The sequence below is a fragment of the Flavobacterium macrobrachii genome, from assembly GCF_014486675.1.
In the GTDB taxonomy this organism is placed as follows: Bacteria; Bacteroidota; Bacteroidia; order Flavobacteriales; family Flavobacteriaceae; genus Flavobacterium; species Flavobacterium macrobrachii.
Genome location: NZ_JACTAC010000031.1, coordinates 1 through 16,109 on the forward strand (window position 1 = coordinate 1; position 16,109 = coordinate 16,109).

Sequence of the window (16,109 nt, forward strand, 5' to 3'; positions counted from 1 at the left end):
GTTAATATTGAATATTTATTCCTGCATCGTGTGATACACGTTCATCACATCGTCATCTTCTTCAATTTTTTCTAAAAGTTTTTCCACATCTGCAATTTGATCTGGAGTTAATTCTTTAGTAATTTGAGGAATACGTTCAAAACCTGAAGATAAAATCTCAATGTTTCTGTTTTCTAATTCTTTTTGAATAGAACCAAAACTTTCAAACGGTGCATACATTACAATTCCATCCTCATCGGCAAAAATTTCTTCTACACCAAAATCAATCATTTCCAGTTCAAGTTCTTCAACATCTTGACCTTCGGCTGGAATGCGGAAATTACAAGTATGATCAAACATAAATTCAACAGAACCTTGTGTTCCCATTGTTCCGTTGCATTTATTGAAATAACTTCTAATGTTGGCAACAGTCCTATTGTTATTATCGGTAGCCGTTTCAATTAAAATCGCAATTCCGTGTGGTGCATAACCTTCAAAAAGTACTTCTTTAAAGTTAGCGGTATCTTTATCAGATGCTTTTTTAATGGCACGTTCTACGTTGTCTTTAGGCATGTTTGCCGCTTTAGCATTTTGGATAACTGCTCTAAGACGTGAGTTGGTTTCTGGATTTGGTCCACCTTCTTTCACCGCCATTACAATGTCTTTTCCAATACGTGTAAACGTTTTTGCCATTGCTGACCAACGTTTCATTTTACGTGCTTTTCTAAATTCAAATGCTCTTCCCATTTCTTATTTATTATTTTAAATAGTAATTTTACATACTATTTAAACCGTTTTTTTTAATTTTTCAGTGTGCAAAAATAAGGTAATATTATTGTTTAGTCAATAGTTATAAATATTTTTCATTGTGGCATAAATTAAAAATTTCAATTCTAATAGAATTTTAAAAAATTTAAGGTGCAATTAAATCGGTTAAAATATTTATGGCTTCAACTAGGGCAAAATTTTGTTTCAAAGCTTTACTTCTTGTAGCAGAAATAGTTTTTAGAAATTCGTCAAATTTTTGATACTCTAAGTCAACTTTATTTTGTTCAACTTGAATTGGATATTCTTTTTCGGAGTATTTTTTTACTTCGTTCCAAATCAAATTAATTTTTGAAACATCGTCAAAAACACTTTCAAATTGCAAGGTTATTGGCGGAAAACTGGTTTCAAAATAAGGATTAATTTGAGTGTTTAAGGTTTCAATTTCCTTGCTCTCAACGGAGTTTTGCAGTCGTTCTTTGCTTTTTTGAATAGCATTTGAATAGTTCTTATTCTTAAATAGTTGGTATTTAAGTTTTACATCAATTTCATCATTTTTTAATGCCGAAGGATTGGTTTTTTCTCTAGGCATTTGCTCGTCAAGGAGCGTAGGAATCTCAACATCGGGAACTAAACCTACATACTGATTGCTTTTTCCAGTAATTCTATAAAATTTCTCTAAAGTAATTTTAATAAATTCATTGTCGGAGTTTTCTAAAGGAAAAACTTGTTGCATCGATGCTTTGCCCAAAGTGGTGTTTCCAATAACGATAGCGCGTTGATAATCTTGCATGGCATTGGCAAACAATTCGCTAGCCGAAGCAGACAAACCATTAACCAAAACCACCATATTTCCTGAGTAAATGGTACTTCGATTATAATCTTTTAAAGCGTTTTGTTTGTTCTTTTTATCGTTCATTACCGCAATTGGTCCAGTATTTATGAATAAACCGCTCAGTCGAATGGCTTCTTCCAAAGAACCGCCGCCATTGTATTGTAAATCAATAATTAAACCATTAATTTTTTTCTTCATTTAGTTTGAAAACTTCTTTGGCAACATCTTGACTAACGCTAGATTTTCCGTTGTTAAAAGTGGTGTAAAAGGATGGAATTTTGATGTAACCAAATTTCTTATCCTTATTTTTTACAATAAAGCTAAAGACATTATTTTGTACATCTTTTAGAATTTTTTTCTCCAAAGTAACGTTGTAAACCGTACCATTTACTTTTTTAAAAGTAAAATCAGCTGTTTTATAAGCATCAGAATTTAGTATTTCAAATAATTTCTCAACCGAAATACAATCCACTATATATTCCGTTTGATTATGATTTATTTTCAGCAGAATATCATTTTTTTCTATTTTTTCTGAGGAATATGCTGAACTTCCTGGTAAAATTTCAGCAACAAAAATTTCATCATTATTATTTTGAGAAATATAAAAACCAAAGCTTAAATTGTCCGAACTGATGAAAGAGAAAAAACTAGATTTACTTTTTTGGGAAAAATAATCCGAATGCGGATCAAAATAGGAGCAGAATACCGAATAAAATTGCTCGGTAAATTCTTCTTTGGTCAAATGAAGATTGTTAGCCTTGCAAAGAAATTTTTCAAAAACTTTCGCTCTTCTTTCGGCATAAATTGATTTGAAATTGGCCGCAAGCGAGTCTTTATTGTTACTACTTTCGCTAATTTCTCTTAAAATGGTAAACAGAATTCGCTTTCGATACAACGTTTGCAGTTCGGATTCATTTTTTAAATAAGGAAAACTTTTTCGCGATAAAACGATATTTTCTGAACTACTTGACGGAAAATTTTCGGTGTTTAAATTGGTAATCGCTTGAACATATCGATTGACTACTTGGGTGTAACTTTGATGCATTACATCCATAAAACTGCAATCTTTGTTTGCAATAAAATCATCGATATTATATTTAAAGTCTTTGAATTTTTCCAAATCGGCTTCGGTAAACAATCGATTGTTTTCGTCTAGCTTCGTCAAGAAATTGTTATATACAAAAACCGACAAACTATCGTCCATCGGTTTCGGTTTGTAATGCATTTTTTGAAGCATATCATTAATCCTTGTTAAGGTCAAGCAAGGATTTTGTTCACTTTGTGCAATAAGTAAAACCGGAAAAAAGAGAAAAAGATGACGAATTGTTTTCAACGAGGATTTTAATGGCTTGGTGTTCAAATTATTTTGGGTTAAGTACATTTCAAATATAATCTTTTCATTTATAAGAAAATATTTTTTTATTTTTTTTTGACATAGAAATAATAAGTATAACAGTTTTGTAACATTTTACTTTTTTTAAATAACTGGAAAAAACATATATTTGATTGCTATGAAAAAAAATTATGAAAAAAATCTTCTCCATCTTTCTATCAGTTACTTCTTTTCTATGTTTCTCACAATCCAGAGATAAAGGAACTATTGAATTATCACCAGTTATTGGTTACAGTCAATCTATGATTTTTATTTTTACATCAGAACCTGTTGGTGGAATAAACATAGGTTCCAATGTTGATTATTATTTTAATGAAAATTGGAGTTTGCGCTCTGGTTTGTTTTATCAAACAATGGGTTCAAATGAGGTTAATTTTTTGATTTTTTCAGATAAATATTCAGAAAAACTTAAATATCTTTCTGTTCCGTTAGTCATTAATTGGCATTTTGGGAGTAATAAAAATTGGAATTTAAATTACGGAGTAGGTGGAGGTTTTCTTTTAGATGCAAAAGCCAAATCTGGTGATGGAATTACTATTGATACTAAAGATGTTTCAAATTCATTTCAGTTTGGAATCAATGCTGGAATTGGCTACAAATTAGTTCTTACCGAAAATATAGGACTTGTATTTGATGTATCTCAATTCATGGGATTTACTGATACGAATAAGGAAAAGTCAAGAAAAAATTTCTACACAAGTTTTAATTTTGGTGGCGTTTTTAAATTATAATGCGTTTTATTAAAAAAGATTTAAAATAAAAAATACAGAAAACGATAAACGGTTTCTGTATTTTTTAATTATACAAATCCATTGCCATTGAATTTGACATTGCCATTGAATTTGCCATTGCCATTGAATTTGATATTGTTATTTTTTATAGAATGGCATTTTTACCACTTTGGCAGCAATTTTTTTATCTCTAATTAGAATGAATATTTCGCTATCGGCAGTTGAAAATTCGGTTTTTACATAACCCATTCCAATGGCTTTGCCTAAACTTGGCGCTTGCGTTCCCGAAGTTACAATCCCAATATTGTTTCCATCAGCATCTACAATTTCATAATCGTGGCGAGGAATTCCTCTTTCAACCATTTCAAAACCAACTAGTTTTCTTGAAACTCCAGCTTCTTTTTGTTTTTTCAGATTTTCAGAATTCGTAAATTCTTTCGTGAATTTAGTAATCCAACCCAAACCAGCTTCAAGTGGCGAAGTCATATCGTTGATGTCGTTTCCATACAAACAAAAACCCATTTCAAGACGTAACGTATCGCGAGCAGCTAATCCAACTGGTTTAATCCCGAATGATTTTCCTGCTTCAAAGACTTGGTTCCAAACGTGTTCTACTTCTTCATTTTTGCAATAAATTTCAAATCCGCCCGAACCAGTATAACCAGTAGCTGAAATGATTACATTTTCAATTCCGGCAAATGTTCCAACTTCAAAATGGTAATATTTTATTTCAGATAAATTAACCGAAGTCAATGATTGCATCGCTTCAACAGCTTTTGGACCTTGAATAGCAAGCAATGAATACTCTTCTGATAAATCACGCATTTCTACGCCTAAGTCATTATGAGATGAAATCCAATTCCAATCTTTTTCAATATTAGAAGCGTTTACAACCAATAAATATTGGTTTTCTTTCATCTTATAAATAATCAAATCGTCCACAATTCCGCCATCATTATTAGGTAAGCAAGAATATTGCGCTTTACCAATTTCAAGAACCGATGCATCATTAGAAGTCACTTTTTGGATTAAAGCCAAAGCATTTTCTCCAGTAAGTAAAAATTCACCCATGTGTGAAACGTCAAAAACACCAACGCCATTTCTAACCGTTTCGTGCTCGGCATTTACACCTTCATATTGAACTGGCATATTGTATCCCGCAAACGGAACCATTTTTGCGCCAAGACTTTCGTGAACATGAGTTAAAGCTGTATTTTTCATTTTGTTTTATTGTAATTTAATTTGTTTGTGTTGTTTTATGTTAATATTAGATTTTAGATATCTAATATTAAATATTTAAAATCTAATATTACTTCCTAACAAACGGCGGTAATAATTTAGAAGAAACTTCTCCAAAACCAATACGAACCATACTGTTTTGACAAAAACCTTTCATCGTTACTGTATCATTGTCGTTGATGAATTTACGTTCTGTTCCGTCCGCCATTTTTATTGGATTTTTTCCACCCCAAGTTAGTTCCAGCATCGAGCCAAAACTGTCTGGTGTTGGACCAGAAATCGTTCCTGAACCCATCATATCACCAGAATTTACGCGACAACCATTAGAAGTATGATGCGCTAATTGTTGCGACATCGACCAATACATATATTTGAAATTCGATTTCGAAACTAAAGTTGGTTCAACATTTTCTGGCTCGATATAAACTTCTAAGTTAATGTCAAAGGCATGTTTTCCTTTTTGTTGTAAATAGGGAAGCGGCATTGGTTCTTGAATTGGTCCTTTGCAACGGAAAGGTTCCAAAGCATCCATCGTTACAATCCAAGGCGAAATAGAAGACGCAAAGTTTTTAGCCAAAAACGGTCCAAGCGGAACATATTCCCATTTTTGCATATCTCGCGCACTCCAATCGTTCAATAAAACCATTCCGAAGATGTAATCTTCAGCTTCTGTTACAGGAATATTTTCTCCCATAATATTAGCATCAGTTGTGATGAAAGCGGTTTCTAATTCAAAATCCACCAATCGTGACGGACCAAAAACAGGAGAAGTTTCACCGTTTGGCAACGTTTGTCCCATTGGTCGATGAACTGGAATTCCCGACGGAATAATGGTAGAACTTCTTCCATGATAACCTACTGGAATGTGAAGCCAGTTAGGCAACAAAGCATTTTCGGGATCGCGGAACATTTTTCCAACATTGGTGGCATGTTCTTTACTCGAATAAAAATCAGTGTAATCGCCAATTAAAACGGGCAGCTGCATTTCTACATCTTCCATTTTAAAAATAACAATTTCTCTATGTTCAGCATTATCTCGAAGTTTTGGATTGTTGATTTCAAAAATATCGCTGATACGATTTCGAACCAATCGCCATGTCTTTTTTCCGTCAGAAATAAAGTCGTTCAGCGTATCTTGCATAAACATATCATCGGTTAATTCGATACCTTCAAAATAGTTTAATTGTTGTAAAGCACCCAAGTCGATGGCATAATCGCCAATTCGTGTGCCAATAGTAATTACATCTTCTTTGGTTAAGAAAACACCAAAAGGAATATTTTGCATAGGAAAATCACTGTTTTCGGCTACATCTAACCATGATTTTCTATTAGGATCGTTTGTTCTTGAAGGCATATCTCGTGTTGATTTATTTGTTGAAAAATTCGCAACCAAATATATCATTTACTATTAATTTAACAAACGATTTTTGTAAATTTGGCCTTAATTTAACGAAATATATTGAAATGCAACGCGACGAACAAATTTTTGACCTTATTCTAGAAGAACAAGACAGACAAATTCACGGAATTGAACTTATCGCCTCTGAAAACTTTGTGAGTGATCAAGTGATGGAAGCAGCAGGTTCTGTTTTAACAAATAAATATGCCGAAGGTTATCCAGGTAAACGCTATTATGGTGGCTGTGAAGTAGTAGATGTAATTGAACAAATCGCTATTGATAGAGCAAAAGCTTTATTTGGTGCCGAATATGTAAACGTACAACCACATTCAGGTTCACAAGCCAATACCGCTGTTTTTGCAGCTTGTTTAAAACCAGGTGACAAAATCTTAGGATTTGATTTATCGCACGGTGGACATTTGACACACGGTTCGCCAGTAAATTTTTCAGGAAAATTATATTCTCCAGTTTTCTATGGTGTTGAAAAAGAAACAGGTGTTTTGAACTATGATAAAATTCAAGAAATAGCCACTAAGGAACAACCAAAAATGATTATTGCCGGAGCATCTGCTTATTCACGTGATATGGATTTTAAACGTTTCCGTGAAATTGCCGATAGCGTTGGAGCATTACTTTTAGCTGATATTTCGCATCCTGCTGGATTAATTGCTAAAGGATTAATGAACGATCCAATTCCACATTGTCATATTGTAACTACTACAACTCACAAAACACTGCGTGGACCAAGAGGCGGAATCATAATGATGGGTAAAGATTTTCCAAATCCTTGGGGTTTAACTACGCCAAAAGGAGAAATCAGAATGATGTCTCACGTTTTGGATATGTCGGTTTTCCCAGGAAATCAAGGCGGACCATTAGAACATATCATTGCGGCTAAAGCAGTAGCGTTTGGCGAAGCTTTGTCGGATGAGTTTTTTACGTATCAAATGCAAGTACAAAAAAATGCCAAAGCCATGGCAGCAGCTTTTGTAAAAAGAGGTTATGATATTATCTCTGGCGGAACGGACAATCACATGATGTTGATTGATTTACGTAACAAAAACATTTCGGGTAAAGAAGCAGAAAATGCTTTAGGTAAAGCTGAAATCACCGTAAATAAAAATATGGTGCCATTTGATGATAAATCACCATTTGTAACTTCAGGTATTCGTGTTGGAACTCCAGCAATCACAACTCGTGGATTGGTAGAAGCTGATATGGAAACCATTGTTGATTTAATCGACAGGGTTTTGATGAATGCTACTAATGATGAATTGTTAGAAGAAATTGCAGATGAAGTAAACGAAATGATGAGCGAAAGAGCTATTTTCGTTTATTAATTAATTTTAAAATCCAAACTAAAAAACCTTCAATTATCTGGAGGTTTTTTTTATTCCAAAAGCTATTTAATTTACCTGTTTATGTCGTAAATTTGACTAACACAACTCAATGTATTTCTAATGAAATTAGCGAAAGTCTTTTGTTTCTCCATTACCATTTTTATTGTTTCCTGTTCTAAAAATGACACTGAGGAAATGCAACCTACAGTGGGTTCTATTACCGAAAGTGTTTATGCTTCGGGTATCATAAAATCCGAAAATCAATATACCGTATATGCTACAGTTAGTGGTGTGTTGCAAAAAATAAAGGTTACTCCTGGACAAACTATAGCCAAAGGACAAACATTATTTCAAATCGAATGCGATAAAGCATCACTCACTACTGAAAATGCCCGTTTGGCTTATCAACTAAGTAACGAAAACAGTCGGTACATTCAAGATAAAATTGCTGAAATGGAAACCAAAGTACAAATGGCAAAAGATAAATTAGTAGTGGACCAATCCGTTTATAATCGCAATAAAAACATAAAACAATACAAAGTAATCTCTGAAGTAGAATACGAAAGGGTAGAACTAACCTATAAAAACTCAAAATCCAATTACGAGACTGCTGTAAAACAATTGTCACAATTGAAACTACAATTAAAAAACGACCAAAGTAGAAACAGCAATAACCTTAAGATAAGTGAAAAATCCCAGAGTGATTTTGAAGTGAAAAGCGCTTTTTCCGGAGAACTATTCGATGTTCTTGTTAAAGAAGGAACGCTTATTACCTCTCAAATGCCGTTGGCAGTTATTGGAGAAAAAAATAAATACCTGCTCGAACTCGATGTAGATGAAAACGATATGGTCAAAGTGATTTTAGGACAAAAAATAGTAGTTACGCTAGATAGTTACAAAGGCAAAGTATTTGAAGCGAAAGTAGATAAAATTTACCCTATCATGGACGAACGCTCACGAACCTTTAAAATAGAAGCACATTTCGATAATCCTCCAGCAAAATTATATCCCAATCTGACTGCCGAAGCCAACATCATTATTCAAACCAAAAAAAACGCATTGACCATTCCGAAAAGCTATTTGATTGACGATAAATTCGTGTTAGTAAATGAAAACGAAAAGCGTCAAGTAAAGATTGGATTAAACGATTATCAAAACGTTGAAATTCTAGAAGGGTTAACCGCTGGCGAAACCATTTACAAACCAAAATAATGAATTTCAAACTCATTCTAAATATTGCCATCCACTTGCTTCGAGCTCGTTTAAAACAATCTATTGTAGCTGCTGTAGGCGTAACTTTTGGAATTGCTATGTTTATAGCTTTGGTCAGTTTTATGAATGGATTAAACGATTTGCTCGACGGATTAATGCTCAATCGAACGCCACATGTTCGTTTATATAACGAGATTAAACCGTCTGAAAATCAGCCTATTTCACTATCAGAAAAGTATAAAAATGATATTCATTTTATTTCCTCAGTGAAACCAAAAGATAGAGGTAAAGCCATCTATAACAGCAAAGCCATTGTCCATTTTTTAAAACAAGATCAACGCATTATTGATGTAGCCTCTAAAATAACAACACCTGTTTTTTTTAATTCGGGAACCATCGAAATTTCAGGAGTTATTAGTGGTATTGATGTTACTGCCGAAGAGAAGCTATTCAAAATAAGCGATTATGTTATCGAAGGCAATGTTATTGATTTAGAGCAAAACAACAGTATCATCATCGGAAAAGGTTTAGCCGATAAAATGCTCTTGGTTAAAGGCGACATCATTAAGATTACTACAGCCAAAGGAAACTTAGCATCACTAAAAATTGTGGGTATTTCTCAAATTGGTATTTCTGAAATTGACGATACTAGTAGTTATACCTCGTTAGAAACTGCGCAAAAATTATTAGGCGAAGCCACTAATTACATTACAGATATTCAAATAAAACTATTCGATATATCCACTTCACCATCGGTTGCAAAAGAGTTTCAAGAAAAATTTGATTTGGATGCAATCGATTACCAAACGGCCAATTCCCAATTTGAAACTGGAAGTTCTGTAAGAAGTATAATTTCTTATGCCGTTGGAATTGTATTGTTGATTGTAGCTGGTTTTGGAATTTACAACATCTTAAATATGATGATTTTTGAAAAAATGGATAGCATTGCCATTCTAAAGGCAACTGGATTTTCGGGTAGCGATGTCAAGTGGATTTTCATATCACTTTCTATGATAATTGGTTTGACTGGTGGTGTTTTTGGGTTGCTATTCGGATTTGCTTTTACTGTAATTATTGATAACATTCCTTTTAATACCGCATCCTTGCCCACAATTTCTACTTATCCCATCAATTATGATCCCTTGTTTTATATAATCGGAATTTCTTTTGCCATCATTACAACAGGTATTGCCGGATTTTTTCCAGCTATGAAAGCCAGCAAAATTGATCCGGTTGAAATCATTAGAGGAAAATGAAAACTAGCCAAATTTTATAAAAGCAAACATGAGCAACATCGTTTTAGAAACCAAAAAGTTAACCAAATACTTTTACGACCCAATACAATTTCAAGTATTGAAGGCAATCGATATGAGTATCAATCATGGCGAATTTGTTTCTATAGTTGGAAAATCGGGTTGTGGGAAATCAACGTTGCTGTATTTACTCTCTACGATGGATACCGATTATGAAGGGCAATTGTATATCCACGACGAATTGATAACTGGAAAACCCGACAAAGAATTGGCGCAAATTAGGAATGAAAAAATAGGGTTTGTATTTCAGTTTCATTACTTGTTAGCGGAATATAGTGTCTTGAAAAACGTCATGTTACCCGGAATGAAACTCGGAAAACTATCGGAAAAAGAAATCGAGCATAACGCTATGGAACATCTACGAACGTTAGATATGGAAGACCAAGCTTTGAAAATGCCCAATCAACTAAGTGGTGGACAAAAGCAACGTGTAGCCATTGCCAGAGCGTTAATCAACAATCCTTTAATCATCATGGGTGATGAGCCAACAGGAAATTTAGATAAGAAAAACAGCGATTTGGTTTTTGACATCTTCAATAAATTAACCGAAGAAAACAAACAAACACTTCTAATTGTTACCCACGATACTGATTTTGCCCAACGAACCCAACGAACCATCACGATGGAAGATGGCAAAATTATTTAATTGTGCAATATACTCCCAACTTCCAACTCCCAACTTCTTTCACTTCACCACAATATCATATTTCTCCAACAAACCTTTCAATCCATCGGTAGAAAATATCGCTTTTTTGGCTTTGTTTTTCTCCAAATCTAGCGTATAGTCATAACTCGTGTAGAAATCGGCTTTGTTGAGAATAGTATCGATAAAAACCGTTCTTCTAAGGTTGCAATTGTCAAACAATACTTCGGTTAAATCACTTCCCATAAAGTCAACGGCTATCATACTGCAATTGATGAACTGCATTTTCTTTAATTTCAAGGCATAAAACTGAGCGTAATCTAGCAAACAGTCTTTAAAGTGAAATTCAAAAATCACTTGATCGGTCATGGCAAAGTTCACACTAGTAAAATCACATCGATTGAACCAAACGCCACGTAGGGAAACATAATTAATTTTGGTGGCTTTAAAATTACAATCAAAGAAATTACAATCCACAAAAGTTACGGTTTGAAACGTACAATCGGTAAAATCACAATAATGAAAAGTACAGTTTTCAAACTCTTTGTATTTTAAATCCGCATCCAGAAAAAACTCATCTTTATACTCGCGGTCAATTATATAATCTGAAGACATAGGTATCAATTTGTTGGTAAAACTAAGAATAAAATAGCACTTCCATCAACCTTTTAAACTACTAATTATAGCTCTAAAACTTTCTAGTCCAGCTTCAATATTTTCAACAATATCCAAAGCCAATTCATCAGGATCGGGTAGGTTGTCTAAATCCGCTAATGATTTATCTTTTAGCCAAGTGATGTCCAAACTGGTTTTATCTCTTGCTATGATTTCATCATAAGTAAACTTTCTCCATCGACCTTCAGGATTGCTTTCAGCGTTATAAGTTTCTTTTCTTTTATGTCTGTTTTCCGAATTATATAAGTTGATAAAATCACGCAAGTCTTCCAGCTTTAATGGATTTTTTTTCAACGTATGATGAATGTTGGTTCTGTAGTCATATACCCAAACTTCTTTTGTCCATGGTTCTTTACTTGCAGGTTTACCGTCAAAGAACAACACATTGGCTTTTACACCATTAGCATAGAAAATACCTGTGGGTAAACGCAAAATAGTATGCAAATCAGTAGTTTCTAATAACTTTTTACGAACGGTTTCCCCAACGCCACCTTCAAACAAAACATTATCAGGCAATACTACAGCAGCTTGTCCTGTGGTTTTTAGCATGGTGCGAATATGCTGCACAAAGTTCAGCTGCTTATTGCTAGTCGTTACCCAAAAGTCTTGACGGTTATAGGTCAAATCTTCTTTTTCTTGTTCGCCTGCTTCATTGGTAAACGTCATGCTACTTTTTTTACCAAACGGTGGATTCGCTAGTATATAATCATAACGTGTACCCGAGTCAGTAATCAACGAATCATTAGGCGAAATAAAATTATCAGAATCAATATCACCAATGTTGTGCAGGAACAAATTCATCAATGCTAAACGCCTTGTACTAGCTACAATTTCATTTCCAAAAAAGGTATTGTACTTTAAAAAATGTCTGGCTTCTTTGTCTAGCTCTTTTTCTCTATGTTCAACTATCCAATCGTATGCTGCCAAAAAGAAGCCACCTGTTCCACAAGCTGGATCAGCAATGGTTTTCATGGGTTCAGGGCGCAAACATTCTACCATCGCTTTGATTAATGGGCGAGGAGTGAAGTACTGCCCGGCACCACTTTTAGTATCTTCGGCGTTTTTCTCTAAAATTCCTTCATAGATGTCGCCTTTGTCTTTTACCCCCATCAATATCCAGTTTTCGGCATTGATGAGTGCAATCAGTTTATACAACTTGGCTGGGTCTTGTATTTTGTTTTGACTTTTTACAAATATTTGACCCAAGATACCTTTTTCTTTGGCTAACTCACGCAACATGGTGTTGTAATGGGTTTCCAACTCACTACCACTTTTACTCGTTAACGTTTCCCAAGCAAACTCGCTAGGAATAGGTATTGTTCTGTTATGTGGCGGTTTGGTGTATTCGTCTGCCATTTTAAGGAACAACAAATACGTTAGTTGCTCCAAGTAGTCGCCATAACCAACACCATCGTCTCGCAACGTTTGGCAAAACGCCCATACTTTACTGACTATACTCGATGCGTTTGTATTTTCTTTGCTCATCTTTACTCTTGTATTTTGTTTTGTATTAACCCGACTGCATATGCTTCAGGATTAATAATTTCAAATTCATTATAAGAACCAATTTCTAAATGAATTCCATTCTTAATTAATACTAATGCTTCTTCTTTTGTTAAATCAATACCATCATCTCTAGTTATCCATTGTTTAGGATTGGAATTATATCTCTTTTCAGCTTCTTCATCAGTAATAGGATTCACATTAATTTTCAGCTCACTATTATACCAGTCAGGATTTGTTTTATATTTCATTTTAAATGCATTATCAAAATCTGAAACAATTACTTTATTTAAAATATAGTCACTATGTACAATGTAAACATTTAAGTTTTTATAATTTCCTATAAAGTATTTTGTCAATTCATCTTCATTTCTTTCTTTGATATCATGTTTACTTATAAAATCTTTGTTATATAAAAAACCATCATTTCTGTAGCTATATTCAGGTGAAACTAGTATTGTTGTTGCATTAATTTCTTTTTCTTCTAAATATTGTAAGCAATTATTAATTGAGTCTATAAGATTAACATTTTCTATGTAGTCTTTTTTATTTGTAATTACTTCATCTAAAAATTCATCGTCTATCCATCTTGAAGTTTGCCCTCCTATTTCGCCAACATTATATATTTGTTGAAAATTTTCCCCATCAATGAACATTTTCTTTGCTTTATGGAAGAATGTTTTTTGTCCAATAAATTTAACGTCAGAATCAATTAATTCTATATTTTTTTCCTTTAAAAATAATTTTCTAATAGTTGAGAAATTATTCCAGGATTCCCAAATTAAGTTTTTGAATTCTTCAATTTTTTGGGCACTCAATTCTTCATTTGCAATTGAAATATCTTTAGCATTAATACTTTCACGTTTTAAATTTTTTAATGAGTTTAAAATATTATCAATTTTTCTCTCCAAATGTTCTATTTCATTGACCTTTAAAATTGGTTTCCAAAAATCATAGTGTTTTATTATTGATTGAGCATCTTCTTTAATTGTATCATAAAAGAAATTGATTTCAGACATTTCCTTTAAGCTCAAAAATTGGCTATTCAAATATGGATTTTCAGATTTGAGTAGATCAATTAGAAAACCAAATGTTAACCAATATCTTGGATTTGGGGGACTATAAACTCTACCATTAGGTCTTTCTTTATAATCCCACGAACCCCATTCAAAATAATCATACTTTGGATGATTGCGTAAATAAATTATATCTTTCAACATCTCTTGAAAGTCAGAATGAATTCTTAACCCTTCTAAATATTTAATTGTAGTATCTAAATCATTTTTTTTTACGGCATAAAGATATAATGACCAATACCTCAATCCAATAATAACATGTCTTTTGTATTCATCAAAATATTTGACTTCATTATAGAGTTCCTTTTTTAATTCTAGTTCTTCTGGTGATTCATTTCTAAAGTTGTATCTAATCTCATTCTTTAAATCGTTAAAATTATTATATCGTAATTGGTCAATTAAGAAGAATTCATTAATTGCATAATCAAATCTCAATGTATCACCATTACTGATTATTAAATAAAGTAATCTATTAAAACCATTAAAAGCATTATACAGGAATAGATTATTAATTTTCAAACTTTCATATTTTTTTTCTGCAATATCATTTTCATTATATCTAAGAGAAAAAGTAATTATTTCTTTTAGCTCTAGGGCAGCATATTCAGTTGCATGTTTATGTAACTTTTGAAATTTGAAATTCTCTTTGATCTTTTGAAATGTTATAAAATAATATGATGCAGGAAAAATTATGTACTTTTTGAAGTGTTCAATCGAATTATTATTAATACTCAAATAAAGTACATTAACTACAAATTTATTTAACACATTGAAGGTTTCAATGTTATCATTTTCAATTGATTTTTCAATTGATTTCCATATTGTTGATTCGATGCCTTTAGTGATGTCATCGTTTGAGTGATTAAATAAATTCATCTTTGATTAATCATTTGCAGTTTATATAATTCAATATACGCATCTAATGGTTCTTCTAAATTTCTATACTTATTTTCTTCAGCTAATTGAATGATTTTTTGGTCAAACTCATTTCTGTAAATATTTTCAATGGTTTGGCTTTTTTCAATTTTTTTTAACCTCAAACATTTCCTTAAAATAAATTTTTCGAATTTTGAATTGTCAATTGATTCCATCCATAAAATATCATTATCAATGTAGTTTATTTGCTCATCAAGCCTAAGATTTTTATAATAAATTCTATTATCTCTTTTCCTTTTTTTATACCAAATGAATATTCTAAGAAATAATAAGTTGACATCTGTTAAAGTTTTGTATTTAAGTTCTTCCTCATCTACATCAACTATTCTGGCTTTCATTTTTTTTCCCAATAAATCATCTATAGTGAAAATAAAATTGTATTCTTCAGTACCATACCTTTCTATGAACTTTTTATAAACATCATTGCTATATTTTTTAATTAAGGATTGTCTTAAGATTTTTTTTCCTTCGTTTAAAAGTTCTTTTGATAACATTTTTGAAATTTCTTTTTCACTAGTGAAATGAATTATTTTCCTAAATAAATAGCCTATAATAAAAAGGATTAATAGGCATAAATATGTACCCCCTAAAACTAATCTTGTGTATTCAAATTCAGGAATGGAATCCCTTAGTGTAGATGCTATGATAAATACGAAAATTGTAGATAGGGTAAGGTAAATAGTTAAATATAACAACGATTTTTTAAACAATAATTTATAAGTGATTGGGGATTTAACTGCTAAATTGTTTATTAAAAAACCAACAACTACTAATGAAATGCTTATTATGGTTGCTAGGTTAGTTGTTCTTTGGTCAACAATAGTTTTAACAGTTGATATGTCAATTTTAAGAACATTTAATGTCTCAAAATTAATATATGTAGGAAGCCAGAAACAAAATATAACAAACATAAAAACCCATGCCCAATTATTCCTGTTTGAAATAAAATCATGGCAATTATTGATTAAATCAATATGTATAGGATTATATAAACTTTTGTTGAACCTTTTAATTTCTTTTTTCGCCCTGTGTCTTAACCAAATATTATTACTTCTTAGCATAATTACTTT

Annotated in this window: 14 protein-coding genes; 5 read left to right on the top strand and 9 right to left on the bottom strand. The window is 32.3% G+C overall.

The genetic code is table 11. The features are described from left to right. Nucleotides 1–15: 15 nt before the first annotated feature. The 3 genes from IAI56_RS08410 to IAI56_RS08420 form a co-directional block, all read right to left on the bottom strand. Complete coding sequence (locus IAI56_RS08410) at nucleotides 16–726, bottom strand: YebC/PmpR family DNA-binding transcriptional regulator (RefSeq protein ID WP_187657449.1); 711 nt, start codon at nucleotides 724–726, stop codon at nucleotides 16–18. Nucleotides 727–892: 166 nt separating this feature from the next. Next, nucleotides 893–1,777, bottom strand: a complete 885-nt coding sequence (locus tag IAI56_RS08415) for a carboxy terminal-processing peptidase (RefSeq protein WP_187657450.1) — start codon at nucleotides 1,775–1,777, stop codon at nucleotides 893–895. Further along, nucleotides 1,761–2,960, bottom strand: coding sequence for a PDZ domain-containing protein (locus IAI56_RS08420; protein ID WP_317192433.1), 1,200 nt, complete (start codon nucleotides 2,958–2,960; stop codon nucleotides 1,761–1,763). The genes IAI56_RS08415 and IAI56_RS08420 overlap by 17 nt, the downstream gene beginning before the upstream one ends. 143 nt (nucleotides 2,961–3,103) lie before the next feature. Between IAI56_RS08420 and IAI56_RS08425 the strand changes: the two genes are divergently transcribed. Then, nucleotides 3,104–3,703 (top strand): outer membrane beta-barrel protein, encoded by a 600-nt coding sequence (locus IAI56_RS08425; RefSeq protein ID WP_187657452.1) that lies wholly within the window; start codon nucleotides 3,104–3,106, stop codon nucleotides 3,701–3,703. 138 nt (nucleotides 3,704–3,841) lie between these two features. Here the strand turns inward: IAI56_RS08425 and gcvT are convergent, their stop codons facing one another. Further along, nucleotides 3,842–4,924, bottom strand: a complete 1,083-nt coding sequence (gcvT, locus tag IAI56_RS08430) for a glycine cleavage system aminomethyltransferase GcvT (protein WP_187657453.1) — start codon at nucleotides 4,922–4,924, stop codon at nucleotides 3,842–3,844. Between the two features lie 88 nt (nucleotides 4,925–5,012). Further along, nucleotides 5,013–6,296, bottom strand: coding sequence for a fumarylacetoacetase (gene fahA, locus IAI56_RS08435; RefSeq protein WP_187657479.1), 1,284 nt, complete (start codon nucleotides 6,294–6,296; stop codon nucleotides 5,013–5,015). Between the two features lie 110 nt (nucleotides 6,297–6,406). Here fahA and glyA point away from each other — a divergent pair, with 110 nt between their 5' ends. The 4 genes from glyA to IAI56_RS08455 all read left to right on the top strand — a co-directional run bounded on the left by glyA (nucleotide 6,407) and on the right by IAI56_RS08455 (nucleotide 10,852). After that, complete coding sequence (gene glyA / locus IAI56_RS08440; protein WP_187657454.1) at nucleotides 6,407–7,681, top strand: serine hydroxymethyltransferase; 1,275 nt, start codon at nucleotides 6,407–6,409, stop codon at nucleotides 7,679–7,681. A 120-nt stretch (nucleotides 7,682–7,801) separates the two neighbouring features. Next, nucleotides 7,802–8,893: an efflux RND transporter periplasmic adaptor subunit gene (locus IAI56_RS08445; protein ID WP_187657455.1), complete on the top strand. Its 1,092-nt coding sequence runs from the start codon at nucleotides 7,802–7,804 to the stop codon at nucleotides 8,891–8,893. Beyond that, nucleotides 8,893–10,149: an ABC transporter permease gene (locus tag IAI56_RS08450; RefSeq protein WP_187657456.1), complete on the top strand. Its 1,257-nt coding sequence runs from the start codon at nucleotides 8,893–8,895 to the stop codon at nucleotides 10,147–10,149. The genes IAI56_RS08445 and IAI56_RS08450 overlap by 1 nt, the downstream gene beginning before the upstream one ends. A gap of 28 nt (nucleotides 10,150–10,177) precedes the next feature. Continuing rightward, nucleotides 10,178–10,852, top strand: coding sequence for an ABC transporter ATP-binding protein (locus IAI56_RS08455; RefSeq protein WP_187657457.1), 675 nt, complete (start codon nucleotides 10,178–10,180; stop codon nucleotides 10,850–10,852). 39 nt (nucleotides 10,853–10,891) lie between these two features. On the opposite strand, the gene IAI56_RS08460 is transcribed toward IAI56_RS08455, so the two are convergent. The 4 genes from IAI56_RS08460 to IAI56_RS08475 are packed head-to-tail and all read right to left on the bottom strand — an operon-like array spanning nucleotide 10,892 to nucleotide 16,100. Beyond that, complete coding sequence (locus IAI56_RS08460; RefSeq protein WP_187657458.1) at nucleotides 10,892–11,464, bottom strand: pentapeptide repeat-containing protein; 573 nt, start codon at nucleotides 11,462–11,464, stop codon at nucleotides 10,892–10,894. Nucleotides 11,465–11,509: 45 nt separating this feature from the next. Next, complete coding sequence (locus IAI56_RS08465) at nucleotides 11,510–13,009, bottom strand: class I SAM-dependent DNA methyltransferase (protein ID WP_187657459.1); 1,500 nt, start codon at nucleotides 13,007–13,009, stop codon at nucleotides 11,510–11,512. A 2-nt stretch (nucleotides 13,010–13,011) separates the two neighbouring features. Continuing rightward, nucleotides 13,012–14,979, bottom strand: a complete 1,968-nt coding sequence (locus IAI56_RS08470; protein WP_187657460.1) for a hypothetical protein — start codon at nucleotides 14,977–14,979, stop codon at nucleotides 13,012–13,014. Beyond that, nucleotides 14,976–16,100 (bottom strand): hypothetical protein, encoded by a 1,125-nt coding sequence (locus tag IAI56_RS08475; protein ID WP_187657461.1) that lies wholly within the window; start codon nucleotides 16,098–16,100, stop codon nucleotides 14,976–14,978. Before IAI56_RS08475 ends, IAI56_RS08470 begins: the two co-directional genes overlap by 4 nt. Nucleotides 16,101–16,109 lie beyond the last annotated feature (9 nt).

What these genes read in the sequence shown, in the direction of transcription:
- IAI56_RS08410 (WP_187657449.1), bottom strand. Translation starts at nt 726, where the DNA reads ATGGGAAGAGCATTTGAATTTAGAAAAGCACGTAAAATGAAACGTTGG.
- IAI56_RS08415 (WP_187657450.1), bottom strand. Translation starts at nt 1,777, where the DNA reads ATGAAGAAAAAAATTAATGGTTTAATTATTGATTTACAATACAATGGC.
- IAI56_RS08420 (WP_317192433.1), bottom strand. Translation starts at nt 2,960, where the DNA reads ATGTACTTAACCCAAAATAATTTGAACACCAAGCCATTAAAATCCTCG.
- IAI56_RS08425 (WP_187657452.1), top strand. Translation starts at nt 3,104, where the DNA reads ATGAAAAAAATCTTCTCCATCTTTCTATCAGTTACTTCTTTTCTATGT.
- gcvT (WP_187657453.1), bottom strand. Translation starts at nt 4,924, where the DNA reads ATGAAAAATACAGCTTTAACTCATGTTCACGAAAGTCTTGGCGCAAAA.
- fahA (WP_187657479.1), bottom strand. Translation starts at nt 6,296, where the DNA reads ATGCCTTCAAGAACAAACGATCCTAATAGAAAATCATGGTTAGATGTA.
- glyA (WP_187657454.1), top strand. Translation starts at nt 6,407, where the DNA reads ATGCAACGCGACGAACAAATTTTTGACCTTATTCTAGAAGAACAAGAC.
- IAI56_RS08445 (WP_187657455.1), top strand. Translation starts at nt 7,802, where the DNA reads ATGAAATTAGCGAAAGTCTTTTGTTTCTCCATTACCATTTTTATTGTT.
- IAI56_RS08450 (WP_187657456.1), top strand. Translation starts at nt 8,893, where the DNA reads ATGAATTTCAAACTCATTCTAAATATTGCCATCCACTTGCTTCGAGCT.
- IAI56_RS08455 (WP_187657457.1), top strand. Translation starts at nt 10,178, where the DNA reads ATGAGCAACATCGTTTTAGAAACCAAAAAGTTAACCAAATACTTTTAC.
- IAI56_RS08460 (WP_187657458.1), bottom strand. Translation starts at nt 11,464, where the DNA reads ATGTCTTCAGATTATATAATTGACCGCGAGTATAAAGATGAGTTTTTT.
- IAI56_RS08465 (WP_187657459.1), bottom strand. Translation starts at nt 13,009, where the DNA reads ATGAGCAAAGAAAATACAAACGCATCGAGTATAGTCAGTAAAGTATGG.
- IAI56_RS08470 (WP_187657460.1), bottom strand. Translation starts at nt 14,979, where the DNA reads ATGAATTTATTTAATCACTCAAACGATGACATCACTAAAGGCATCGAA.
- IAI56_RS08475 (WP_187657461.1), bottom strand. Translation starts at nt 16,100, where the DNA reads ATGCTAAGAAGTAATAATATTTGGTTAAGACACAGGGCGAAAAAAGAA.